Consider the following 26,482-nt stretch of genomic DNA (forward strand, 5'->3'; position numbering starts at 1 on the left):
CAAGGTTATTGCAGTGCTTTACCTCTTTCTATTGAGGTTAGGATGTCGGACTTCACCCGCTGGACTTTCACCATCTCCTCTTGAAGATAAGTGCGTGCCTCCTGAGGGTCCGCCGTAGGTGATGGAGGAACGAATTTGCGCATCCATATCATCATCCCATCGCTGGCCTTGTTCAGGGAATCGATGGCGGCTTCGATCTCTTTCTTCTTTTCGGCCTGCATATCGGGTGTCTTCGCGATCTTGTCTTTAAGAGATTCACTTAGCCTGAAGATGTTGTCGAGCTTGGGCATTACCTCGTTGTGGACGGCCATGACGCTATCGTTCAGTGCTTTGTTAGGATCCGTCGATACCGCTTCAGTCTCCTCATGATGTGCATGGTCTTCTGTTTTCTTACCACAGCTGTAAAAGACAATAGGAATAACCAGAAGGAGTAAACGAAGGCTGATTTTCATAGACGATGATTTTCCGCCAAAGGTAATAGTTACGGGTTACACCTTCGATAACTGGCAAAAAATGCACTAACAATCATTAGTTTTTTGTCTTCATCCCCAGGATACCGACTAATTATATGACCCTTTTGTGAAATATTTCTTCAAACATCAAACGCCATGTTGCAACTCATGAAGAAATCACCTTATCTTTGGGCTACTCAGACAAGACATGAAGATCAGCAACACATCTTTTTACTTTTACTATTTCTTTTTTAGGACCCGAACGGGACTTTAAGAGGAGTGTGTTGCAGACAAAACGATAACAAAACTCAGAAAGTCCCGGAAACCCCGGGACTTTTTGTTTTAAAGGCATTTAAGGTAAATGGCAAAGAAGAAGAAACTCAGTGTAGCAATTCAAGGCATTGCGACCAGCTTCCACGAAGTGGCGGCACTCTCGTATTTCACCGAACCAATCAACACGATTGAGTGCCTTTCTTTCCATAACCTGTGCGAACGGTTGAAGAGTGGCGAAGCGGACTACGCGGTGATGGCCATAGAGAACTCCATCGCTGGCAGCATCCTTCCGAATTATTTCCTCCTGCAGGAGTATCATTTCAGCATAGTAGGGGAGCTCTACTTGCCCATCCACATGCACCTGCTGGTATTGCCCGGAACAAAGATTACGGACATACGTTCGATCGAGTCTCACCCAATGGCTATACGCCAGTGCACGGAATTTCTTCATAGCCTTAATGGCGTCGAAATACGAGAAAGCGACGACACCGCCCTTTCAGCAAAGCGCGTTAAGGAATTGAAGCTGAAGAACACTGCTGCCATCGCCAACGAGTATGCTGCGAAACGCTTCGGATTGGAAATCCTTGAAAAGCGTATCGAGACGCATAAGAAGAATTTTACCCGCTTCCTGATCCTTACCAAGCGCACTAATGGAAAGGTTGAATCAAACAATAAGGCATCACTTTGCTTTGAAGTTGCAAACGAAGTGGGCAGCCTGGCCGACGCGTTGATGACGTTCAAGAACAACAGCATCAACCTCACAAAGATCCAGTCAATTCCTATTATCGGAAGACCCAGTGAATATTCCATACACATCGACGTGGAATGGCGCAGACGCAAGAATTATGAAGAGGCCATGCACAAAGTACTTCAACAGGTGAAGAACCTCAATGTGCTTGGAGAGTATAAGAAAGCAAAGATTGAATACAGGTAATCACTTTGCACGAACATCAATGAACGCCGAGTTATGATTAAGACAGCAAACAGGATCGCGCAGGTTGAAGAATATTACTTCAGCCGTAAGCTGGCAGAAGTAAGAGGCCTGGATACGCCTGACTTCAGAGTTATCAACCTTGGTATTGGTAGCCCTGATCAGGCACCTTCACCTGGTACCATTGAGGCACTGGTAACTTCATCCAGAAATCCGGCGAACCACGGCTATCAGAATTACAAAGGCATTCCCGCCCTGAGGCAAGGCATTGCAGCATTCTATCAACGAATCTATGGTGTCAGTATCGACGCCGAGTCGATGATACTTCCGCTTATGGGATCGAAGGAGGGCATCATGCACATCGCCATGGCGTTTGTTAACGAAGGCGACGAAGTATTGATTCCAAACCCGGGATATCCGACCTATTCCTCTGTCGCATCGCTTGTAGGTGCTAAGCTGCGTCCATACGACCTTCGCGAAGACCTCGATTGGGGCATCGATATAGAGGCGCTTCGCAAGAGCGATCTGTCGCGCGTAAAACTGATGTGGGTGAACTTCCCGCATATGCCAACAGGAAGAACAGCAAGCCGCGAAGAGCTAAAAGCGCTTGTCGACCTGGCTCGCGAAAAACAATTTCTAATTGTAAACGACAATCCATACAGCCTCATTCTTAACGACAATCCGATGAGCATTCTTTCTATAGAGGGTGCAGACGAGGTGGCGTTAGAGCTGAATTCATTGAGTAAGTCACACAACATGGCAGGCTGGCGTATTGGATGGGTTGCCGGGAACAAGACATACATCGATGCCGTGCTTAAAGTGAAGAGCAACATGGATTCGGGAATGTTTCTTGGTTTGCAACACGCAGCAGTAGAGGCATTGAAGAATGGTGAAGAGTGGTTCACTCAGCTCAATGGCATGTACGGTGAACGCAAGCAGGCCGCGATGCGCATACTCGATACGTTGGGATGCAGTTATTCTACGCGTCAGTCTGGCCTTTTCGTCTGGGCTAAAGCGCCTGCAGCCATTCAGGATGTGGAGAAGTGGATCGATGAGATCCTGTACGGAACAAAAGTGTTCATTACACCCGGCTTCATATTCGGTGAGGCGGGCAGAAGATATATTCGGATCTCTCTCTGTTGCACGGCAACCATGCTCGACGAAGCGCATAACCGCATCGGCGCATTCGTGAAGAGCAGGTCTTCTAAACAGGCATCTATTCAGGCATAACGAATCATGAACGCAACGATTATCGGACTTGGATTAATTGGCGGATCAATCGCCCTGGACCTGAAGAAGGCGGGGATTGTCTCACGCGTGACAGGTATCGACCTCTGCAGCGCTCATGCCGAAGAAGCAGCCCGCCTTGGACTCGTTGATGAAGTGGTGCAAATCGAAGCTATAAAAGACGCAGACGTCGTGATCATGGCAATCCCGGTGAGTGCGTTGGTTAAGTTATTGCCTGCTGTATTGGACCTGGTGCCCAGCCACACCGTTGTGATCGATGCAGGTTCGACCAAGAGTCAGATCTGCAAGGCGGTGGCGAATCATACAAAGCGATCACAATTCGTGGCCGCTCACCCGATCGCGGGTACCGAGAACTCAGGACCTTCCGCTGCATTTAGCGGACTGTTCAAAAACAAGACGAACATTATCTGTGAGCGTGAGCGATCATCCCCGGCAGCACTTGAACTCGCATTGAAGGTATTCGATGCGCTCGGCATGAACACGATCTTCATGGAGCCTGAGGAACACGACAGGCACGTGGCATACGTATCACATTTGTCTCACGTCAGCTCGTTCCTGTTAGGACAAACCGTACTCGACATAGAGCGCGATGAAAAGAACATCTTTGATCTCGCGGGCAGCGGTTTTGCCTCAACCGTACGTCTTGCTAAGAGCTCGCCCGACATGTGGGCCCCGATATTTGAGCAGAATGCAGAGTACCTAAGCCAGGCGCTGCTTGAATACATCATGCACCTGCAGAAATTTCAATACTATCTCATGAAGCGCGACGCGAAGGAACTGCACAAGATCATGACAGAGGCCAATCGCATTCGCGAGATTCTGAATGGAATAGAACTTAAGCAACCGAAACCAAGTACCGTAAAATAACAAACAACAGATATGAAGAAAGCATTGCAACTCGAATCAATCAGCAAATGGCTGCCAACAGCCAGTAAGCCGATTATCATCAGCGGTCCCTGCAGCGCAGAGACCGAAGACCAGACAATAGCCACCGCGAAGCAGCTTGCTGCTACGGGGCGGGTACACGCACTTAGAGCGGGTATCTGGAAACCACGCACAAGACCTGGACAATACGAAGGTGCAGGTGAAGAAGGCTTGAAGTGGCTCGCAGCTGCTAAGAAGGAAACAGGCCTCCCAATCACCACCGAAGTAGCGAATGCCGCTCACGTTGATGCGGCCCTTAAGGCTGGTGTCGATATCCTCTGGGTTGGTGCACGTACAACGGTTAACCCGTTCTCCGTTCAGGAAGTTGCCGATTCCCTCAAGGGTGTTGATATTCCTGTGATAGTGAAAAACCCTATCAATCCCGATCTCGAATTATGGATTGGCGCTTTGGAGCGTCTGAATAAGGCTGGTATCACCAAGATGGCTGCCATTCACCGTGGTTTCTCTTCTTTCGAGAAAGGCCCATTCCGTAACGCGCCGATGTGGGACATGGCGATCGAATTAAAAACCCGCATCCCTGAACTCGATATCATCTGCGATCCAAGCCACATCGCTGGTAATCGCGAACTCATATCATTCATTTGCCAGAAAGCACTTGACCTCGATATGGCCGGTCTGATGATCGAAAGCCACATCAACCCCGATGCGGCATGGAGCGATGCAAAACAACAGGTAACTCCTGCCGTCCTCGCGAAAATCGTTGATGGCCTCGTTGTTCGCACCGTTACTTCCGATAACAAGACATTCAAAGATACACTCAGCATTTTGCGTGAACAGATCGACCAGCTCGATGATGAAATCATGTCGAAGATGGCACAGCGTATGAAGATCTCCGAGAAAATCGGTCAATACAAGAAAGAGAATGGTGTGACCATTCTGCAGGTTAACCGCTGGGAGGAGATCATTCAGACCCGTATCACATTGGGCAAGGCCATGGGCCTCAACCCTGATTTCACAACAGAGCTTTTGAAACTCATCCACCAGGAATCAATCCAGATTCAGACAAAGGTGATGAACCAGGCGGAAGCCCGCGTTTAAAAATTCTGTTGTTTAGCAGTGCTTTCGAAAAGGTCGCTCACGGGCGACCTTTTTTATTTTTGAATCATGAATCATTTTTTATTATCCGATGTATCGTTAAACCGTTTAGAGCATAGAACTTTGTTACAGAAGCATTATTCGAGTTTCGCTTGAGTCTGCACATTATAGTCTTAAATTCGACGGCCTGTTTGATAAACAGACCCCGGAAAGCAGGGGGTGAATATTAAGTTATGGGATACTACGTTATCATGATCGTTTCGGTGATGGCCTTCATGGGCATGCTGGCGTCCATGTATTATTCGCAGGCAGCCCGTCGTCAGCAAAGAGAAGATGAGCTGATGAAAGAAAACGACCAGCTCAAACAAATTATGAAGGACCAGCAGGAACTGTTGGAGGAGGAGCGCGTACGCATAGGACACGATTTGCATGATGATCTTGCACAACTGCTCGCGGGAACGCGACTGGCCCTGGGTAATCTTCGCTTAGAGCCTACGTTGTCAGGACGAAACAAGAGTCTGTTGTTACGTATTGACCATGATCTCAATGATCTCTTAAACAGAATTCAAAATATCATCTGGAACCTTTCGCCGGCCGAACTTTCAGATAAGGGCTTGTCGCACGCACTATGGAAAATGTGCGACCAGTTAAAAGAACTGCGATCGTTCTACATTGATTTTCTGGAGATGGGTAAGGCGAAGAGACTTCCTGCTGCAGATGAGTTGCTGATCTTCCGCATCGTCCAGGAGATTGTAAACAACGCCATGAGGCATTCACTCGCCTGGAATATCAATATGAAAATGTACTGGACGGAAACCCAGCTGAAGATAGAAGTAAAAGATGATGGAATTGGGAGAGAACGGGCCGCTACAACCGAAAGAACAAGTAAGAGTTCACGAAGTGGTCAGGGTCGTGGCCTGCCAGGCATTCAGAAACGGGCAGAGCTGATAGGGGCACAGGTTACAACAGAACCCATCGCAAAAGGAACCTTGTTCATTGTTTCATACCCGCTGAGAAGCAACCCTACCACTATCAGTTGAGAAGCTTTTAAGTTGATTCTGATGCGTCAGGGCTGAACTATGCCATTGCTTAATGCATAGTGAATTAGTTCATTGGTATTACGGGTGTTGGTTTTGCGAATGATGTCCTTCCGATAGCCCTCTATGGTATGTTCGCTCAGGTATAACTTCTCGGCAATGTCTTTTGTGCTTAAGCCATGACACAGCAAAACGATCACCTCGAATTCTCTAGCCGATAGTTTGATTCTCGGAGGGTGATTAATCCCGTCGGGGTTTGCGTGGATAACAATGTTTACCTTCTCGTTGTAGTAGTTCTTGTCATCCATTACGGCGGTGATCGCAGACAGTATCTCCTGCTGGTGAGTCGATTTCTTGAAAAGGATGCCTGATACCTTTGCCCGCATCAGGTTAAAGATCATAGCTTCCTCATCAAATGCCGTTAATGCAATTACCTTCGTAGAAAGATTCTGTTTGTGAATGAATTCAATCACTTCAAATCCGTCCTTAACGGGCATGCGGACATCGAGCAATGCAATATCAACGGCATGACTGGATAACGTCTCAATTGCGCGTTGACCATTCTCAACTTCATACAGGGTTTTTACGAGATTGGTTTTCTCGAGCATGCCCCGAAGGCTTTCGCGCATGAACAGATGATCGTCAGCGACAAGAACGGAAATGGTTTTCTTCACATCGGTGAAACTTTCGGGGCTGTTTATCAAATATACATCGCTCAAATTATTGTTGATTTATTGATCGGGTGATTTGTTGATTGAACGATACAGAGAGTGTTTCAAATGTAATTGAGTAACATTCAACATCACACTTATTAAGATCCTTTTATGTAATTGTTATGACGATCTTGTTTGTTATCACACTATTATACCCCCGGTTTTCAGGGGTTTTATTTGATGTACTTGTATGAGACATTTTTTCAGCACTATATTTAGCCGTTAAGTGTGTGGTGTCCATATCTGCGTTCATGTCGAATACCTTGGGCTCCAATAGGTTTAAATATTTCGGAAGTCATCCTGTTCTATGTGATGATATTCTTCGGATGATTCGAACATGGGCAGAGCTCATGGCATCACGCCTAACACCGTTAGCAGCATGATATAAATAAAGCCTCTGACTGGGTAAAGAGGCTTTATTTTTTATCTCTCGTACCCTCACAAGGAATGTATCAACGAACCGTTATTTTGTTGATATTTCCCGCCAAATCCCCTTTTCTATGCAAAAGCGTTCCTGGACAAAGGTTGTAGCCCTGGCCGCAGCCCTGGTCGTCGTCGTGGCCGGTATTTTTTATGCTGTCAATTTGAAGGGCAAGCGGCCGCCCGTCTTAAGTATAAATCCAGCATTTGCTGAATATGTAAGCAGCTACACGTCCGGTGTAATCAATTCTGGATCTACCATCAAGATCTCATTCGCTCAGGATATGGTCGACTCTACCAGTGTCGGTAGCGTTACTTCGGTTAAGTTATTTGATTTCAGTCCTTCCGTGCGGGGTAACGCGATCTGGCTTGATTCTCGTACCGTCGAATACCGCCCCGAAAGCAGACTGATTTCCGGTCAGCGATATGAGGTTTCCTTTAACCTTGCGAAAGTCCGCGACATGCCTAAGGGCCTGGAGACATTTGAGTATAGCTTCCAGGTGATTCCTCAAAACTATGACATCACTATAAGCAACGTTAAGCCCTACGTGCTCACCGAATTGACAAAGGTGAAAGTTGAAGGTGTTATTTCCACGGCCGATTTTGCCGATCCTCAGCAATTGGAAAAGGTATTGTCAGCGCAGCAGGAGGGGAATGATCTTACCATTGCATGGTCCCATAGCGGTGACAACAGGGAGCACTCATTTACCGTAGAAAAAGTCACGCGGAAAGCCAAGGCCAGCGAAGTATTGATCACAGCAAATGGAAAAAGCATCGGGGTTGATAAAAAGGATGATGTTCCGGTATCCATACCGCGGCTTGGCGATTTCAAAATCGTTAATGTAAGAGTTGATCAGGGCTCCAGTCAGCACATAGTGATACAATTCTCGGATCCTTTGGCTGCCAGGCAGTCACTGACGGGGCTGGTTGATCTCCAGGAAGCAGGCTCTGTTGATCTTGAAGTCCGCGACAATGAATTGAATGTCTACCCCTCAGTGCGGCAGGCGGGAGAAAAGGTGCTGACAATTAGCAAAGGTATCCGAAACATACTGGACCGTGCTCTCTCAGCAGACACAACCCTGACGATACAATTTGAAAAACTGGATCCGGCGATACGCTTTGCAGGCAAGGGATCAATTCTCCCTGCTACCGACGGATTGGTGATGCCGTTTGAAGCGGTGAACCTTAAGGCCGTAGATGTCCGGATCATCAGAATATTTGAAAAGAACGTGCTGCAATTTTTCCAGGTGAACAATTACGACGGTGCTGCAGAACTTCGGCGCGTAGGGCGTCCGATACTGCAAAAGACGATCTCACTTGAGAACATGGGCGTCACTGATCTTGGTCGCTGGAACCGGTATACGCTCGACCTTTCCAAACTAATAACCCCTGAGCCCGGTGCCATTTATCAGGTGCACCTGGCGTTCAAGCGTAACTATCTGGCCTATGCATGTCCAGACGCTGAAGCAGTTTCGGAAACAACTCCAACGGAAGAAGAATGGAATGATCAGGAAGGAGAAGACAGCAGTTGGGACTCTTATGATGACTACTATTATGGTTCTGATTATGATTGGGAGCAACGCGATAATCCTTGTCATAATTCCTACTATGTAGGCAACCGGAACATCAGCAAGAACATACTTGCATCGGACCTTGGCTTGCTGGCAAAGCGGGGCGGAGATGGCACGCTAACAATGTTTGCCAATGATTTGAAAACGACTGAGCCGATTAAAGGAGTGACACTGGAGGTTTACGATTTCCAGCAGCAACTTATTGGAAGCGTGAGCACGGATGGCAGCGGCAAAGGAACACTAAGGAGCGAGCAGGTTCCTTATATGATCGTAGCGAAGCAGGGTGCTCAGCGAGGCTATCTTAAGGTTTCAGATGGAGAGTCTTTATCGATCAGCAATTTCGACGTTGGAGGAGAGCGTGTAGACAACGGCCTCAAAGGGTTGATCTATGGTGAACGCGGAGTATGGCGACCTGGTGATTCCCTTTATCTGACGTTTCTTCTGGAAGATAAACTCAAACTTCTGCCAGGTACCCATCCCGTTGTCTTCGAACTGAACGATCCCCAGGGAAGAGTAACTTCCAGGATTGTCAGGTCTGGTGGCGTTGATGGGTTTTACAAATTCGCTACAGCGACAACTTCAGATGCACCTACAGGAGTTTGGAAGGCATCGGTAAAGGTCGGTGGGGCGCAGTTCACGCAGCCTGTGAGAATTGAAACGGTGAAACCAAATCGGTTGAAGATCAATCTTGATTTTGGTGTCGACAAGCTCACGGCGGGTAAGAACAACATTAGCGGCGACCTGCAGGTAAATTGGCTTCACGGTGCGCCTGGTCGAAACCTGCGCGCCGAGTTTGAAGTGGTTCTGACGCGTGCAGAGACAAAGTTCGCTGCATACCCGGACTATACGTTTGACGACCCGTCGCGCCCATTCTATAGTGAAGCACAACCGGTGTTTGATGACTATACCGACGACAATGGCCATGCACGTGTAAGTGCATCGCTTGAAACTGCCGACGTCGCCCCGGGAATGCTTACTGCAGTCTTTCGCGGAAAAGCTTTCGAGGAGAGCGGCAACTTCAGTGTTGACAGGTTCACGCTTCCTTATTACCCTTTTGTTTCATTTGCCGGCATCAGGTTGCCTCCTGGTGACAAAGCCAGAGGCATGCTCTTAACGGATACAACGCATAGGGTAGATGTCGTCACCGTGGATGCAGATGGAAAGCCCGTGAGTCGCAATGGCGTTGAAATGTCGGTCTACAAACTCGACTGGCGCTGGTGGTGGGACAATGACGCCGACAATGCCAGCTTCATGTCCGCCTCTTACGCGGAACCCATCTTAACTGGAAAGACCGATACAAAGAATGGAAAGGGAACCTGGGGATTTAAGATCAGGTATCCGGACTGGGGACGTTACTTTGTGAAAGCGTATGATCCTGTATCAGGGCACGCTACGGGTAAGGTTGTTTATGTGGACTGGCCCGGATGGGCGGGCCGCGCGCAGCAGGGCGGTGAAGGGGCCACTATGCTCTCATTCAGTTCCGACAAACCGAAGTACGCCATTGGCGAACGAGCCACCATCCAAATACCAGGCAGTGACAAGGGAAGAGCACTGGTGAGCATCGAAAATGGCAGTAGCGTACTGAATACCGCCTGGGTGGAAACATCGAAAGGCAATACACCATACAGCTTCGACATCTCACCTGAGATGACGCCGAATGTTTTTGTTCACATTACGCTTGTGCAACCACATGCTCAGACCGTCAACGATCTGCCTATGCGATTGTATGGAGTGATTCCTTTGACGGTAGAAGATCCGAAGACACATCTGGAACCCGAGATCGCCATGCCTGACGTGCTTGAGCCAGGAAAAGAAGTGACAATCAAAGTATCTGAAAAGTCAAACCGGGAAATGACGTATACCCTGGCAGTTGTAGATGAAGGTCTGCTCGACCTTACACGTTTCAAGACACCCGACGCATGGAATCGTTTTTATGCGAGAGAAGCCCTTGGCGTGAAAACCTGGGATGTTTACGACGAAGTGATAGGAGCCTTTGGTGCACGCCTTGAGAGACTTCTTGCCATAGGCGGCGACGGCGAGGCTGAAAGCAAGGAAGATGATCCTAAAGCCAACCGCTTTGTGCCCGTCGTAAAATACTTTGGCCCATTCACATTAACCAAAGGCACAAAGGAACATCGATTCATTATGCCACAATATGTTGGTTCCGTTAAAACGATGATCGTTGCAGCACATGAAGGTGCATACGGAAAGGCCGAAAAGGCAACGCCGGTCCGGAAGCCGCTAATGGTCCTGGCCACACTACCACGTGTGTTAGGTCCCGACGAAAACGTGAAATTGCCAGTGACGTTATTCACTATGGATCCCCAGATACGCGATGTGCGTGTGGAGGTCGTTGCCACAGGACCGCTGGGTGTCACGTCCTCGGTGCAGCAGGTAGTAATGAAGGGAAGTGATATGACCATCGATTTTGAAATCGCGGTCAAGAATCGATTGGGCATAGGCAAAGTGGAAGTCAAGGCCACCTCAGGCAAACATTCTGCATCCGATATTATCGAGATCGACGTTCGAAATGCCAACCCTCCTGTTACTGCTGTTCAGGATGTAGTGCTTGAGGCAGGTAAGAGTTGGAACTATGATGTGGCTCCTATTGGCATGCCTGGAACTAATCGCGCTACGCTCGAGGTGTCTACGCTCCCGCCAATCAACCTGGACCAGCGCCTCAAATATCTCTTACAGTACCCCTACGGTTGCGTCGAGCAAACTGTATCGGCAGTCTTCCCGCAGCTCTACGTGGATCTTATTAAAGTTACTACTGACGCGGAACGCGCCACGATGAGCGCAAATATCAAAGCGGCAATTACGCGCCTCGCTCAATTCAGAACGCGCGATGGCGGTTTCTCCTACTGGCCCGGAGGTGAGGATTCTCAAAGCTGGGCCTCTACTTATGCTGGTCATTTCCTAATTGAAGCAGAGAAACGTGGCTATCTGGTTTCAGGCGATATGTTACGATCATGGAAAAAGTACGAGCGCCAGCGCGCGCAGCGATGGAGAAAAGCCAACGATGAAGGCAATAGCTCCGAGCTCATCCAGGCCTATCGTCTCTATGCATTGGCATTGGCAGATGAAGCAGAGCTGGGTGCCATGAACAGGTTGCGTGAAAGCAGTGGATCAATGCCATTGGCTTCGAAGTGGATGCTTGCTGCAGCCTATGCGAAAGCGGGACAACCGGAAGCGGCACGCAAACTGATTGAAAATGCATCCACAACAACTAAGCCCTATCAGGAGATGGCGTACAGTTTTGGATCTGATCTTCGCGACAAAGCGATCATTCTGGAAACGTTATTGCTCCTCAATGAGCGCTCGAAGGGTTTACAGGCACTGAAAGACATCTCTGAAGCACTCAGCAATCCGAACAATTGGATGAGTACCCAGACCGTTGCGTGGTGCCTGAAGTCCGCGGCCGCATTTGCCGCCGGTGAAAAGAAAGGCCCGTTGAGTTTTGAATATCAATACAAAGGAAAAACGGCTCAGGCGCAAACCGAACTGCCTATAGCCCAGGTTACATTGTTGATGGATGACAAAGCACATGCCCTCACTGTGAAAAGTAAGAGCGGTGGCACTCTCTTTGTGAACGTAGTGCGTCAGGGTACACCCGCCCGCGGCGCCGAGGAAGAGGCAGAAAGCAACTTGCATTTGACAGTAAGCTATGAAGATTCAGAGGGCAATCCAGTTGATCCTTCCAAGCTTGAGCAAGGTCAGGAGTTCGTCGCTACGTTATCAGTCATGAATCCTGGTCAGCGTGGAAGCTATAAGAACCTCGCGCTTACAACTATCTTTCCAAGTGGATGGGAAATTGGCAATGCGCGACTCGACGAAGTGAGCTATGAATTGTCTGGCGATAAACCGGACTACCAGGACATTCGCGACGATCGGGTCAACACATTCTTTGACCTTTCCGCGGGTCAACGCAAAACATTCAAGCTATATCTGACAGCAGCATATGCTGGTTCGTACTATCACCCGGCACTCAGTTGTGAGGCGATGTATGATCGAAGCGTGTTTGCAAGGAAGAAGGGCTTTGTTGCTGAAGTGACTAAACGTGTAACCCAATAGTTGCGAGTTGAAGAAGGAAGGAGCATCGGCAGAGTCGCCGCCTGGCGTGGTGTCGCGTTGGATTTCAACCCGATCGGACGTTGCTCCTTCGAGACGAGCGAGGCGGAGTGTCCGCTGGTTCGCTGGCATTGTAGTGTTGGGCATCGGTTATTACTTTTCCCTGCCTGCGCAATTATTCAGGGATCCATACTCGACCGTGCTCGAGGATGGCAAGGGCGAACTGCTAAGTGCGAGCATTGCTCCTGATGGCCAATGGCGCTTCCCCGATTGTCGCGACGTGCCCGACAAGTTTGCATGGGCGTTAGTAACCTATGAAGATCAGCGATTTTATGACCATCCCGGAGTGGACGTTCTTGCTCTGTTTCGGGCGTTTAAGCAGGATGTTGCTGCACGGAGGATTGTGAGCGGAGGAAGTACACTTTCAATGCAAGTGATCAGGCTGTCGCGAAAGGGCAAGGCACGTACAGCCTGGGAGAAGGTGATTGAAATGCTTCTTGCTACGCGGCTCGAGTGGCGATACTCTAAAGAAGAGATCCTATCTCTTTATGCAAGTCATGCGCCTTTTGGGGGTAATGTAGTCGGTCTTGATGCTGCATGCTGGCGCTATTTTGGAAGGCCGTCGAATCAATTATCATGGGGAGAATCTGCGTTGCTTGCCGTTTTACCAAATGCTCCGTCGATGATTCATCCGGGCAAGAATCGTGACGTGTTGAAGCTAAAGCGCAACAGATTGCTGACAAGGATGAACGCTGCAGGGCTTATCGACGATGAAACAATGAGGTTGTCAAGTGCTGAGACCATACCCGATGCTCCTCAGGCGCTGCCGAGAATGGCCCATCATCTTATGGTTCGCAGCGAACAGGATGGGCATAGCGGAACCGTTGTGAAGTCGACGATTCAGCGCGAGCTGCAACTTCAGGTGGAGGCAGTTGTAAAAGATCATCACCAACGACTGCGCGGCGCTGAGATTCACAATCTGGCTGCACTGGTGCTTGACGTGGAGTCCGGGAACACGCTTGCCTATGTTGGGAATGTTCCAGGTGGCGTTGGCAGCCATGAATCTGAAGTCGACGTAATCACAGCACCTCGCAGTACAGGTAGCATCCTGAAGCCCTTCCTCTATGCGGCAATGCTCGACGATGGACAAATTCTTCCGCGCACTCTATTGCCCGACGTTCCGACTATGATCAATGGTTTTGTGCCACGCAATTTTACGCGGCAATATGACGGAGCTGTACCAGCAAATGAAGCATTGGTTCGTTCATTGAACGTGCCGGCCGTACATCTGCTGCGTTCATATCGTTACGAAAAGTTTTATAACCTCCTGCGCGGCATGGGGATGCACTCTCTCAATCAGCCCGCAGACCACTATGGTTTATCACTGATCCTGGGGGGTGCCGAAGGGACGTTATGGGACATTGCAGGTATGTATGCCTCCATGGCCAGGACCTTGAACCACTTTGACGACGCGCCAGGTTCCAATCGTTATCTGAGTAATGACTTCCGCGCGCCGCGATATCTTGAAAATCCCGTTAATGACAGCACGACACATGTACTCAGTCCCTCATCATATCTTAGTGCCGCATCCATATATCAAACCTTCGATGCCCTCACAGAGCTGAGCAGGCCCGCTGAAGAATCCGGTTGGAGAAACTTTAGCAGTTCAAGAAAAATCGCATGGAAAACCGGTACCAGTTTTGGCTTTCGCGATGGATGGGCAGTTGGAGTTACGCCTACCCATGTCGTTGCAATCTGGGTCGGCAACGCTGATGGCGAGGGTAGGCCAGGTTTAACAGGGACGGATGCCGCAGCGCCCGTCATGTTTGATGTATTTGCCTTGTTGAACGGCCATTCCTGGTTTGAGCGACCAGGAGCTGAAATGCAGCAGGTAAAGGTTTGTTCGCAGAGTGGGCAACGAAGTAACGACTTTTGCCCATCGGCGTACAATGCATGGGTTGTAAAGGCAGGCCTGGCATCAAAGTCATGCAATTATCATAAGCGCATTCACCTTTCACTCGATCAACGATATCGCCTTCACAATTCATGCGCCTCTGAACATGATATCGATTCGCGCACGTGGTTTGTTCTGCCACCCCTGGAAGAGCATTTTTATCGCAACAGACACATTTCGTTCAAGCCATTGCCGCCGTTCAGACGAGACTGCGCAGTGCCCGACAATCAGCCCGTCATGAGCCTGATTTACCCCAAGGCCAACACCAAACTCCTCATCCCGCGGGAACTGGATGGCCGTCCGGGGCAGGTGGTTTTTGAGCTTGCACATCGAAATCCTGAGGTTGCGGTCTACTGGCACATCGATGGTTTTTATGTTGGAGCGACAAAATCTAAACACGTTTTACCTGTCAATACAGCCGCCGGACGCCACAGGCTGACGCTGGTCGACGAAAACGGGGCGTCGGTGCAGGTGGATTTCGAGGCCCTTCCGGGTATGTAACACGTTGGCTGGTAGTTTCTTAGTTGACTATTGTTAATCGTTTATTTATCTTGCCTTTATTTAGAGGTTAATCTAAAACCCAGTGTATGAAGACCCCTAATTTTTTCGCACTGGTAGGCTTATTTTTTACGCTTTGTCTTTTGCAGCCTACCACGGCAGCTCCTTACGAGTCACAACAACTCGATAATGCTGCACCTAATTATGTTGTGATTGGCGCGTTTGCCAAGCAGTCAAATGCTTTGCGCTTTACCAATCACGCCAAACGAGATGTAAAACTCGACGCCAGGTTCGAAATGAACAAAAGGCGAAATCTCTATTATGTATACGTGCTCAGCACACACGACCTACCGATTGCAATCGAAGAGGCGAAGCGTCTGCGCGTTGAATCAGAATTTACCGATACGTGGGTGTACGTCGGTTCTTTCGCCGATCTGACCTCAGCAGGACACGACATCGTGATTGTTCCAAATCGGCCTGAAATTTCCTCTTCTCAGCCACAAGCTTCCAACGGTATCGCTACTGCTAATGCTACTGATTCTTACGTGGCGCCTGCAGATGCCACTCCGCAAGATGCTTCTGGTTCTTCAGTGAATTCAGCAGCTCCTGCATCGACAGAAATAAATACGTCGGAAACTGCTGCGACCACACCTCCTATAGAAGAAGCTTCAACCGCTTTTGTCGATGACGGTACAGAAGGAACAAAGTTCTTTTTCAAGATCACAAGACAGGCTGATCAAAAGAAACTTCAGGGCGATGTCGATATCATCGATGTTGACCGTACACGTAAGATGGGATCTTATAAAGGTAACACCGTTGTTAAAGTCGCTTCTCCTGCCAGCAAGTCGGGAAACATGTCGATAATCTGTGACGTGTTTGGTTACCGGAAATCACAGCGCGATCTTAGCTACAGTGATCCTGAATCTGGTGGTGACATAATCCGCGATTCCAATGGCGCAGTGGTTGTTCCGTTCGAGCTCACCCGATTAAAGAAGGGCGACATCGCTATCATGTATAATGTGTATTTCTTCAAAGATGCATCTGTTATGCGTCCGGAGTCCAGATTTGAAGTAAACAGTCTGCTCGACATGCTGAATGAAAATCCCAAGTACAAGATCAGACTGCATGGCCATACCAACGGTAACGCTGCTGGTAAGATCATTAGCATGGGCAAAGAAAGCGATGCCTTCTTTGCACTGTCCGATACTAAAGAGGGCTTTGGTTCTGCCAAGCAGCTTTCTGAAGAGCGGGCGTCAATTATCCGTGACTATCTCGTAAAGAACGGCATTCCAGCGTCGCGCATGGAGATTAAAGCTTGGGGTGGAAAGAAACCCATACATGATAAGATGAGTCCACGCGCGGCTGAGAATGTTCGCGTGGAGGTAGAAATTCTGGAAGATTAGATAGTATTTAGTCCTGAGTCCTTAGTCATGAGAATTGAGGTACGACTCTATTGTTGACGTTCGAACAATGTGTTGTGTTTGGACGGTACGCGACTCAATCACGCGGACCTTTCGGACTATCATGATCGCTAACCATTGCACTTTCTAGATCTCTTCCGATCTTATGAATGGTGTCGTCGAGTCTTAAGCTACAAGTTTTGAGATGCCTGAGTATCTCTTCCTGCTCCCGCTGATCGGCCTGTTCCAACAGGCTGATCAGTCCCAGGATACTTGCCACAGGCGCACGTAATTTATGTGCATTAACGAAAGTGTAATCTGCTAACCTTTGATTCTGCAGACGCAGCTGCTGCGTTCGCTCATCAATTCGTTGCTCCAAAGACTTGTTCAGATCCTGAAGACGGTCATTGAGTTGCTGAAGATCTTCCGCCTGCCTTTCAATAGCTAACTTTTGATCATGGATCTCGCGATTCTTTTCCTGCAGATCGCGATTCACCAAAAGTATCTTCTTTCGCTGTCGGACAAGGAAGTAGACCTGGATACCGGCTATCAGTAACCCCACCAATATGGCGGCAATGAGAATCTTTTGAGATTTCAATTGTGCTTCCTTCAAGGATGTCTCAGTACGCAATTGAATATTTTCCTTCTCGTGTCGCTCACTTTCAAAGATGGCCTGTACCCGAGCGATCTGATCTGACTTTAGCAGGTTATACACGCTGTCTTTAAGCTGTACAGACTGAGTATAATATCTAAAGGCTCCCTTATAATCACCACGTGTCGAATCTATTCGTGCAAATTCTAACAGGGTCGTTACCCGCAGATCGGGCACACGCAACTGCTTCGACATGCGCAGTGTTTCCTTCAGATATTTTTCTGCAGATGCAAGATCTCCCGTCTTTCGCGAGAGCACCGCCAGGTCCTGATAGGTCTGTATCAATGACCTCAATTCACCCAGCTTTGTCCACCGCTTTTCCGTGCTTTTGAAATATTTCCCCGCCTCGTGAAACGAGCCCTGCTCCATAAGCATCCGTGCCAGTGTCCATTCGCCGTAAGCAATTACGCGTTCGTCTTTGCTGCGAACCGCGATAGATAATGATTTGTCAATATAGCTTTGAACGCTATCGTATTCCTTTATATTCAGGTACAACTCTGCAATGTTGTACAGGGTCAGGGCTTTTGTGGAGTCGTTCTTCTTGTATTGTAATGAACGCATGAGGTATTGCAGGGCGACTTTATTTTCACCCATACGTTTGTTAACTTCTCCTATATTGTTGTAAACACCAGATATCCCGATGCTATCGTTCAGCGCGATATATTCGCGGGCCGCCAGCAGGTAGTAGTTCTGCGCATACTCATAGATACCTTCATACCAATAGGAATTTCCCATGAGCGTTAGTCCACGCGCATAGCCACGACGGTACTTTAACTTTTGTGCGATCTCAGTAACATAAGCGGCAATGTTCCGCGACGCGGTCGGATCTGTCTTCAGAAAGGAGGATGCCAGCGAATTCAGTTGCTGAAGGTAAACGCTATCGTGGGGGACATTTTCGAATTTGCTTGCTACACTGTCGGGTAGCACGTGTTGCGCGAGACTTTTGTAACCAAAAGCCCACATAAAAATCAACACAAAAAGTATTCTCAAAATTCTAAGTAAGTGTGGCTTACGTCGGTCAGCAGTGCTAGCTCGTCATGGCTTTTAATACATCATGCTGTGTGATGATGTGCACTTTTTCCTGTGCATCCCGCACAAGCACCGCTTTGTTGTCCTTGTTGAGCAGTGAAGACAAAACATCAAGCGTACTGTCCGGCGCAACAAAGAGCATGGGCTTATCCATGATATCACCCACCTGCTTGTCCTTCAGATTGGGGTCCTGGATAATCTTTTCCAATAAACTTGCTGCGCTTACGCTTCCAACAAAATTGTCCTGATCAGTCACTGGAATCTGATCAATACCTTCACGGTTCATCACACGGATTGCTTCACCAACGCGTGAGGTTTTGGGTACCGTGAAAAGACTGTCCTTCCCGTTCCTGGCCGATAAAATTTCCCGTGCTGAACTGAAAAGTCTGGTTTCGAGGAAGCCGTGATCTTTCATCCACTGATCATTATACACTTTTGCAAGATATCGCGTGCCATGATCAGGAAGCAGGATAACCATCACGTCGTCCTTTTTGAGATTCTCGCGAGCATACTCCAAAGCTCCATGTAATGCTGAACCGCTGGACCAGCCAACAAATAATCCCTCTTCACGCGAAAGCCTGCGCGCGCCAATCGCTCCATCCTTGTCAGTGACTTTTATGAACTGATCAATTACGTCGAAGTTTACGTTCTTAGGGAGGATGTCTTCTCCAAACCCCTCAGTCAGGTAGGGATAGATCTCATTCTCGTCAAACAATCCGGTCTCCTTGTACTTTTTGAAAACCGATCCGTAGGTGTCGATGCCTATGGTGATCAACGATGGATTTTTTTCTTTGAGGTACTTTGCAGTGCCGCACATCGAACCTCCGGTACCAACGGTTGCTACATAGTGAGTGATCTTTCCCTCCGTTTGCTCCCATATTTCAGGGCCCGTAGTTTCATAGTGTGCTGCGGTGTTTGAGATGTTATCGTATTGATTTGGATAGAAGGAATTTGGAATTTCTTTGTTGAGCTTTCGCGCTACAGAGTAGTACGAGCGGGGATCATCGGGCGCTACGTTAGTCGGACATACGATTACTTCTGCACCGACTGCCTTGAGGATATTGATCTTTTCCTGCGACTGCTTGTCAGCCATCGTAAATATGCAACGGTATCCTCTGGCGATTGCTGTGAGGGCAAGACCCATTCCGGTATTGCCCGACGTTCCTTCAATGATGGTACCTCCAGGCTTTAGCAAACCGGCTTTTTCCGCATCCACAATCATCTTGAGGGCCATGCGGTCTTTTGTGGAGTTTCCTGGATTGAAGTATTCAACCTTCGCGAGGATCGTTCCCGGAATACCTTTATTAACCTGATTCAGCTTCACCAACGGGGTGTTTCCGATGGTATCAACAATTGAATTGTAGATCATTTCCCAGATTTTCAGGGAAAATTACAAATATGGGGATGGGAAAACGAGCCCCGGACGGGGTTATTTGCTGCTGGCAAGCAGATATAATACAGCCATCCTTACGGCTACACCGTTTTCGACCTGATCCAATATTATGGAATGCTGCGAATCAGCCGCGTCGCTGCTCAATTCTACACCGCGGTTGATTGGTCCCGGGTGCATGATGACAATCTGCTTCTTCAGGCTGTCGAGAATCTTCTTCGTGATGCCGTAGTACAAAGAATATTCTCTCAATGACGGGAAATACTTGATCTGCTGCCGCTCAAGTTGAATTCGAAGTACATTGGCAACATCACACCAGAGAAGAGCTTTACGAACGTCGTACTCAACTTCAACACCGAGCTGACCGATGAACTTCGGTAACAGCGTCGGAGGACCGCAAACCATGATTTTGGCTCCAAGCTTCTGCAATGCAAAAATGTTTGAAAGCGCCACACGTGAATGCAGGATATCTCCAATGATGGCAATCTTCTTTCCGCCTACTTCACCTAGCCTTTCTCTTATTGAAAAAGCGTCCAGCAGGGCCTGCGTTGGGTGCTCGTGGGTACCGTCACCAGCATTGACAATATTTGCACTGATATGTCTTGAAAGATAGTGTGGCGCACCAACGCTGGCGTGCCTCATAACAATCATATCAACCTTCATGGCCAATATGTTATTGACGGTATCCAAAAGGGTTTCGCCCTTTTTTACAGAACTGTTGGAAGCAGAGAAATTGACGACGTCGGCCGACAAGCGTTTTTGCGCAAGCTCAAATGACAGCCGTGTGCGCGTAGAGTTCTCAAAGAATATGTTTGCAATCGTCACATCGCGCAACGATGGCACTTTCTTGATAGGACGGTTGATTACCTCCTTGAAATTGTCGGCGGTTTCAAAAATAAGTTCAATGTCCTCACGCGTGATATCTTTTATGCCAAGCAGGTGCTTTTGACTGAGTTTGGACATATCGTTCAATCCTTATTAATCAACCAGATTTTGTTTTGCTTGTGACCCTGCGCTTCGAGTTCGACCAGCACCCTTTGCGAGGCGAGCGTATTCACTTCTTTGCCAACGTAGTCGGCGCTGATTGGCAGCTCCCGATTTGTGCGTCGATCGATTAATACCAGTAGCTCTACCGTGGCCGGACGACCGAAAGCTATCATGGCATCCATTGCGGCCCGGATAGTGCGGCCAGTAAAGAGCACGTCATCTACCAGAACAACCTTTTTTCCTTCAATAATGAACGATACGCGGGTCTCATTGGCCTTCACGGGCGTCTCGCGGCGGCGAAAATCATCCCGGTAGAACGTCGCATCCAGGTATCCCAATGGAATATCTTTTCCGGTGTCTTCTTTCAGTTTCTTGTGGATGATTTCAGCCAGAAAGATTCCCCTGGGTTGCATTCCGAGGATTACAGATTTACTGAAATCATTGTGGTTCTCAATCAATTGCTGACAAAGGCGGCTGATTGTTAGATCAAGCAGGTCAGAATCGAGGATGAGCTTTTTCTGCATAGCGCGTGGCAAATATAATCGATTACATTTGTTCATGGCCAAGTCTCCATTCAAAAACAATATGACGTTGTTGTTGTGCTGGATACTCCTGATGGGTGCAACCCCATCTACTGGCCAGGCAATAGATACTGCGATGGCCATACCGATTGGCGGTATCCGGCAGTGGGTCAGCATTAAGTCCGAGAACAGACGAAATCCGGTGTTACTGTTTCTGCATGGCGGACCCGGAAACTCGGTGATCAGTTACAGTGATAAGTTTACCGGTGCCCTAAGAAAGCATTTTGTGGTGGTCAACTGGGATCAGCGGGAAAGCGGGAAAACTGGTGAGATAAACAAGAGTCCTGTTTCACTGACAGTAAAATTAATGACCAGCGACGCTATCGAAGTGGTTAGATATCTCTGCGGAAAATTTAGTGTCGATAAAATCTATCTGATGGGCCATTCCTGGGGAGGATTTCTGGGCATGGAGGTGGCTGCCCAACGCCCTGAGCTTTTAAAAGCCTACATCGCCGTGTGTCCAATGATTTACCAGGCGGAAAGTGAACGGCTGGCTCTTGCACGTATGCAGCAAAAAGCGGCCGAAGAAAAAAACCAGGTAGCCACCAAAGAGCTGGCTGCCGTAAAAATTCCCTTTGCCACGGGCGAACAGTTGTACTACCAGAGGAAATGGCTTTTGCACTATGCGGGTGCAAAGGAGCCTTCAAAAGAAACCGTGCTTACTTGGTCAACGAAGTGGCTTGAACTTTTTAATGAAGCCAGCGAAGTGAATTTTCTAACTGCTCTGCCCCGCGTGGAGTGCCCGATATACTTTTTTGTCGGAGGACGGGACTATCAAACATCGACAAAATTAACGACCGACTTTTACAATCAGGTAAAGGCCCCTGATAAGCAGATCTTTGTATTTGAATCTACCGCTCACAACCTCCCGACAGCCGAGCCTGCCCGATTTCAGCAGACCATTATCGAGTCTGTTCTGGGTCGTTTAACAAAATAGGTGAAAAACCGATATCGCTCACGAATTTTGTGACGCTTTCATTATTGCGAATATCTTACCTGGAGAGGGCGACTGCTTTGCCTGAGGCAGCGGAATTACGGGCGGCCTCAAGAATCCGGACGACAGTAACATTGTTGTCCAACGAATAAAGATCATGGCTTCGTAACTTGATCTTTCCACTGACCACATCGGCGAAGTATGAGAATGGGTCCAGATACACACCGGTTTCTTCAAGGGTTGCCTGACGCATTACTTCAGATTTTATCTGTTTGTTCCTCATGCGCATAGCTGTATTGTTAAGCGAAACGACGTATCCGGTCTCGCCATATACTTCCATGTCCTTACGACCAAAAGGCCAGTTCCAGGATGCTTGTATAATGCATTGTGAAGAAGGATAAGTTACGATGATTGTCGCTTCATCGTCCACTTTGGGATAGATCTCTGGCTTGAAGTGCTGGGTGACAGCGGTAACAGAAACGGGTTGCTCTCCTTTCATCAGATAAGTCATAATGTTAGCACCATAGCACCCAAAGTCGATGAGTGCGCCACCCCCGTTTTGTACAGGATCGGTGAGCCAGTCCAGGAATTCTTTTCCTACGCCGATTTCTTTCGGACCTTCATGCCCGTCGTGAACAACAACCTTCCTCAGTTTCCCAACATATGCGCTGTCATTTACCAACGCGTAAGTCTTTTGAGTTGTTGGATACCATGAAGTCTCATAGTTCGTCAATAGATGGATCTTGTGTTTAATGGCAAGAGCCTTCATTTTTTCCGCTTGGGCGACGGTCGTGGCGAGCGGCTTTTCAACCATAACATGTATTCCCCTTGGGGCACATGCCTCGACGGCGGCTTCATGTTCGTATATAGACCCAAAAGCGACAACAGCCTCTGGTTTCACGGCGTCGAGCATTTTACTCAAGTCCGTGTAGAACAACGATGCCGGAAGATTGTAACGCTTTGCCTGTTGTTCGGCGAGCGCTTTGTCAGGCTCGTAAACTCCAACAAGGGTTACGTCGTCCTTTCCTTTTCGTCCAAGGATCCATCCCGAATGGCCATGGGTTGTGCGCACCACTGCAAGACGCAACGGCTTTTTGTTTGCTTGCGCATAGATCAACCGTGTTGGCAGTGACATAAACATTATCAGAGCCATGAAGAGTAGCCAGGGGTGGAGTTTCATATCTAAAAGGTAAGCGTTCTCTAACTTACCATTTTTTTAGAGTCGCACGTCAGATATTTGTTGCGCGGTATTAATTGCATGTAATCTTATTGATAAAGAAGACCCTTCGCTTGCCCCGCTCTGCGTTTGCGATTTCCTGTACTCCGTATGCGTAGAAATAGTCCTTATACCAGTATTCCAGCTTGTTCATCGACGTCTGCTCTTTGCGAACAATGTCACTGTCGAAGTTTGTTTTAATATCTTCAATACTTTTTCCTTCGAGCACCTGATCATCCTGAATGATCTTGGTGCGCAGTTCATTGTCGAAAAGATACAATAGTGCAATCCTGTCGCCCTGGACCTCCAGCTTTACAAACTGCTCCAGAGTAAACGTCTTTACATCATTAATCTCGAAGCTGTTATCCCAAAGTAGATTGCCCTTCTGATCAAAACCCATCACTACAGCGTGCGTGTAGTGGTAGCCATCAAAGAGTCGTCCGTCGCGCATCATAGTAGAAGGCATACCGCCCGAGTTGTAAAAGAATGGACTTAGCGAGTGGTCTGTCGAGACATACTTTGGATAGAACGCTTCGCCCAACAGTATGTATTGATTCTTGTACGGCACGATTTCATGCACAAGGAAACGGTAATTGAACTTTGTTTTTTTGCCCTTTATTTTGCGTCTCTCGATTCGCTCCTTGACCCTTGCCTCACGCTTGGCTTTCATGTACTTGAAAAAATTATCGAGGTCACCATAGTTGTAGTAGCGCAACTGCTGATGGCCATCCAAATCGATACCTGCGAGAAACAATCCTCGTGAGTACAGCGAGTTCTTGCCTCCGAAAACTCCCGCGACAATCTCTAAGTTGTTTGGCGTTTTCATAGAGCGTGCAAATATCAAATGGCTGTTATCAGTGGGTTCGAGTGCAAAGTTTCTGAGGAGGTCTCCATTCTCATCATAGCTCTTGATGAATATAGTATTCTGACCTTTATAGTTGCGTGCACTGATCAATACATCAAACGTGCCATCGGCATAGGCCTTCAGTTGCGTAAGATCTCCGGCCTCATTAAGCAGCCCGGGCAGCACTCTGGCTCTTCCCGTTTCAAATGCATAATATATGACAACCGGAACCTGGTTATAATATCCGCCCATGATTGCGCCCTTGTGAGTCACCTGGAATTCAGTAGGAGTAAAGGGGATGAAGTTCTTAATGTCCCGCAGGACAAAATCACCTGTAGCTACGTCGATTGAAAACAACTGAAAGTTATTGCGCGTGAAGTCATGGTATCTAAGCAGGAAATAGAGTTTACCTTCTTCAACTTTCTTGCCCACTAATACGAAACGATTGTCGATCGGCAGGAAGCCTTTCCACTGCTCTTTAAAAGCAGTGTCCAGCTTTATCAACTGGATATGATCCTGTCTGTCGGTCCCCACGCGACGATATAGGAACAGGCCATTTTCATGGGCCGGTAAAACGTCGAATGCTGTTTCATCGCGTGAGGAGAAAAGTTCAAAGCGATTGGTTTGCAACACTTGTTGAGCGTTGCATAAGAAGTGTGAGATAAGCGCAAGAACAATAAGGCTACCTGACCACCACTTTGTTGATATAAAAGACGTCGCGCACTCTGTCATCGCTGTTCGTGTTACGGACGGTATGATACCCCCAGACGTAAAACGTGTTGTCTATCCAATGACGAACTCCTCCTTCATATTCGCGCTCGCTTCTGATGTTGTCTTCGGCGGCGCCTGTATAAATAGGACTTGTCAATTCTTCTGTTTTGTCACTGTCGAGTATGACGGATTTTAGCTTGAGCTCGGATTCCTTTTTGTAAAGCAACGTAAGCTTGTTGCCCTCGATATGAAAATCGGCCACCTGGTCAACACCTGCCATTCTTACATCTTCAATCTTTACGCTTTGATCCCAACGAATTTTTCCCTGCGGATCGAAACTGAGCACACTTGCCTGAGATGTCTTGATCTCACTCATTGTACGCCCTGCGCTATTAAAGCTGTATGGCCGGTACATTCTTCCTGTGCCGGGGAAATAGAAGGGTGAAAATGCGCTACCGCCTCCGTAGTACGGATTATAGTAATATGGATTTGAATAGTATGGACTGGTTGTAGAGACTGGAGTGTAGATTTCAGCAAGCAAAAGATAGCCGTCTTTGTACTCCTTGAGTCTGTGAGGTGTAACGTATGATGTGAAGTTTGGAATACGCTTCGCGGCAAGGTCGGCTTTTGAACTTTCCTTTACCCGTTCTGCCCGCTTAGGATTAAGGTAGTCTACGAAATGTTGAAGTTGTCCAAAGTCGACATACTTAAGCTGCTGCTCGCTGAAAGGATCCACATTCATAAAATAGAACCCTATCGATTGCTTCGAGTTTCGTTCGCCCCAGGTTCCTAAAACTGCCAGGTCTTCCCGCTGAAGGGTACTCGTTATACCTGTCTGCAGGAATATATTACTTTCAATCGGCACCAGATCGTCCAGCAATTGTTTGCCGGTTTCATCGAATGTTCTGAATAGAAGTTTCCTGTTTTCTTTCGTGCCCCGATCTATGAGTACAGTATTGAATGTCTGATTCTCATTCGCGCGCAGATCAACCAGTTCGGTGTCTTTCTGAAAGAAGCCTGGTAATACCCGTATGTGATTCGAAGATAATTCAAAGAGCACAACAGCGGGCTCGTTGTTTACATAACCTCCGAATATGAAGTTTGGACCAGCCTTTGTAAAATGGGTAAGTTTGAAGTCGAGATCGGGCTTGAACTGATAACGTCCTGCTTCATTTCCGCTAAAGGTGATCTCAATCAGTTCGAAATCATTCTTTGTAGTTTCTCCGGTTCGAAACAACAGGAACAACCGATCTGATGCTACCTCATACCCAAGGAATTTATTACGATCGTTAAGTTCAAACTCAATGTCCTTCTTTTCCTGAAGCGCAGTATCCAGATAAATCAGCTGCCAAAGCTTGTTGGAATTTCTATACTTATTGAGGTCGCGAAACAAAGCAATTCCGTCATGTCCAAGCGAAATGATATTGAAACCATCATCGGCGTTCTTTTGAATTTTTTCGTAGCGCCGGGGCTGGCTCATTTGCGCACGGGCAGGAGTCACAGCGCTCAATGTGAGCACAAGACAAAACAACGCTAGCCATGTAGCGAACAACACTTTGGAGTATGACGGTTTCACGAACATGTTAAGAG

The 26,482-nt window shown here is 47.9% G+C and carries 18 protein-coding genes; 9 read left to right on the plus strand and 9 right to left on the minus strand.

The window, feature by feature from the left end; all coding sequences use genetic code 11:
* Window positions 1–5: 5 nt before the first annotated feature.
* Window positions 6–452 (minus strand): hypothetical protein, encoded by a 447-nt coding sequence (locus WBG78_RS24310; protein ID WP_337329112.1) that lies wholly within the window; start codon window positions 450–452, stop codon window positions 6–8.
* Window positions 453–813: 361 nt separating this feature from the next.
* Between WBG78_RS24310 and WBG78_RS24315 the strand changes: the two genes are divergently transcribed.
* The 5 genes from WBG78_RS24315 to WBG78_RS24335 all read left to right on the plus strand — a co-directional run bounded on the left by WBG78_RS24315 (window position 814) and on the right by WBG78_RS24335 (window position 5,924).
* On the plus strand, window positions 814–1,659 hold the full coding sequence (locus WBG78_RS24315) for a prephenate dehydratase (protein ID WP_337329113.1): 846 nt from the start codon (window positions 814–816) through the stop codon (window positions 1,657–1,659).
* A 33-nt stretch (window positions 1,660–1,692) separates the two neighbouring features.
* Window positions 1,693–2,886 carry a pyridoxal phosphate-dependent aminotransferase gene (locus WBG78_RS24320; protein ID WP_337329114.1) on the plus strand — a complete coding sequence of 398 codons (1,194 nt, stop codon included), beginning with the start codon at window positions 1,693–1,695 and terminating at the stop codon, window positions 2,884–2,886.
* Between the two features lie 6 nt (window positions 2,887–2,892).
* Window positions 2,893–3,771: a prephenate dehydrogenase gene (locus tag WBG78_RS24325; protein WP_337329115.1), complete on the plus strand. Its 879-nt coding sequence runs from the start codon at window positions 2,893–2,895 to the stop codon at window positions 3,769–3,771.
* Window positions 3,772–3,783: 12 nt separating this feature from the next.
* A complete protein-coding gene (locus WBG78_RS24330; RefSeq protein ID WP_337329116.1) occupies window positions 3,784–4,887 on the plus strand; it encodes a chorismate mutase in 1,104 nt (367 codons plus the stop codon).
* A 230-nt stretch (window positions 4,888–5,117) separates the two neighbouring features.
* Window positions 5,118–5,924 (plus strand): sensor histidine kinase, encoded by an 807-nt coding sequence (locus WBG78_RS24335; protein WP_337329117.1) that lies wholly within the window; start codon window positions 5,118–5,120, stop codon window positions 5,922–5,924.
* Between the two features lie 26 nt (window positions 5,925–5,950).
* On the opposite strand, the gene WBG78_RS24340 is transcribed toward WBG78_RS24335, so the two are convergent.
* The gene (locus WBG78_RS24340; RefSeq protein ID WP_337329118.1) at window positions 5,951–6,640 is read right to left on the minus strand and encodes a response regulator transcription factor; all 690 of its coding nucleotides are present in this window, start codon (window positions 6,638–6,640) and stop codon (window positions 5,951–5,953) included.
* A 494-nt stretch (window positions 6,641–7,134) separates the two neighbouring features.
* On the opposite strand from WBG78_RS24340, the gene WBG78_RS24345 reads away from it, so the two are divergent.
* The 3 genes from WBG78_RS24345 (at window position 7,135) to WBG78_RS24355 (ending at window position 16,551) form a co-directional block, all read left to right on the plus strand.
* A complete protein-coding gene (locus tag WBG78_RS24345; protein ID WP_337329119.1) occupies window positions 7,135–12,699 on the plus strand; it encodes an alpha-2-macroglobulin family protein in 5,565 nt (1,854 codons plus the stop codon).
* Between the two features lie 7 nt (window positions 12,700–12,706).
* Window positions 12,707–15,151: a penicillin-binding protein 1C gene (gene pbpC, locus WBG78_RS24350; protein ID WP_337329120.1), complete on the plus strand. Its 2,445-nt coding sequence runs from the start codon at window positions 12,707–12,709 to the stop codon at window positions 15,149–15,151.
* Window positions 15,152–15,237: 86 nt separating this feature from the next.
* A complete protein-coding gene (locus WBG78_RS24355; protein ID WP_337329121.1) occupies window positions 15,238–16,551 on the plus strand; it encodes an OmpA family protein in 1,314 nt (437 codons plus the stop codon).
* Between the two features lie 94 nt (window positions 16,552–16,645).
* Here WBG78_RS24355 and WBG78_RS24360 read toward each other — a convergent pair whose 3' ends face one another.
* Genes WBG78_RS24360 through pyrR form a run of 4 tightly spaced genes read right to left on the minus strand, consistent with a single transcriptional unit; the run spans window position 16,646 to window position 21,130 of the window.
* Window positions 16,646–18,190 (minus strand): tetratricopeptide repeat protein, encoded by a 1,545-nt coding sequence (locus tag WBG78_RS24360; protein WP_337329122.1) that lies wholly within the window; start codon window positions 18,188–18,190, stop codon window positions 16,646–16,648.
* Between the two features lie 37 nt (window positions 18,191–18,227).
* Entirely contained in the window at window positions 18,228–19,598 is a 1,371-nt protein-coding gene (locus tag WBG78_RS24365; RefSeq protein WP_337329123.1) for a pyridoxal-phosphate dependent enzyme, read from the minus strand.
* A 60-nt stretch (window positions 19,599–19,658) separates the two neighbouring features.
* On the minus strand, window positions 19,659–20,582 hold the full coding sequence (locus WBG78_RS24370; RefSeq protein ID WP_337329124.1) for an aspartate carbamoyltransferase catalytic subunit: 924 nt from the start codon (window positions 20,580–20,582) through the stop codon (window positions 19,659–19,661).
* A 5-nt stretch (window positions 20,583–20,587) separates the two neighbouring features.
* Entirely contained in the window at window positions 20,588–21,130 is a 543-nt protein-coding gene (pyrR, locus tag WBG78_RS24375; RefSeq protein ID WP_337329125.1) for a bifunctional pyr operon transcriptional regulator/uracil phosphoribosyltransferase PyrR, read from the minus strand.
* A gap of 34 nt (window positions 21,131–21,164) precedes the next feature.
* On the opposite strand from pyrR, the gene WBG78_RS24380 reads away from it, so the two are divergent.
* Complete coding sequence (locus tag WBG78_RS24380) at window positions 21,165–22,124, plus strand: alpha/beta hydrolase (RefSeq protein ID WP_337329126.1); 960 nt, start codon at window positions 21,165–21,167, stop codon at window positions 22,122–22,124.
* Between the two features lie 55 nt (window positions 22,125–22,179).
* Here the strand turns inward: WBG78_RS24380 and WBG78_RS24385 are convergent, their stop codons facing one another.
* The 3 genes from WBG78_RS24385 to WBG78_RS24395 all read right to left on the minus strand — a co-directional run bounded on the left by WBG78_RS24385 (window position 22,180) and on the right by WBG78_RS24395 (window position 26,468).
* Complete coding sequence (locus WBG78_RS24385) at window positions 22,180–23,301, minus strand: Gfo/Idh/MocA family protein (RefSeq protein WP_337329127.1); 1,122 nt, start codon at window positions 23,299–23,301, stop codon at window positions 22,180–22,182.
* A gap of 70 nt (window positions 23,302–23,371) precedes the next feature.
* Window positions 23,372–24,913 (minus strand): hypothetical protein, encoded by a 1,542-nt coding sequence (locus WBG78_RS24390; RefSeq protein ID WP_337329128.1) that lies wholly within the window; start codon window positions 24,911–24,913, stop codon window positions 23,372–23,374.
* Window positions 24,864–26,468, minus strand: a complete 1,605-nt coding sequence (locus WBG78_RS24395) for a hypothetical protein (protein ID WP_337329129.1) — start codon at window positions 26,466–26,468, stop codon at window positions 24,864–24,866. Before WBG78_RS24395 ends, WBG78_RS24390 begins: the two co-directional genes overlap by 50 nt.
* Window positions 26,469–26,482: the final 14 nt, after the last annotated feature.

The sequence above is a fragment of the Chryseolinea sp. T2 genome (assembly GCF_037203685.1).
Taxonomy (GTDB): Bacteria; Bacteroidota; Bacteroidia; order Cytophagales; family Cyclobacteriaceae; genus Chryseolinea.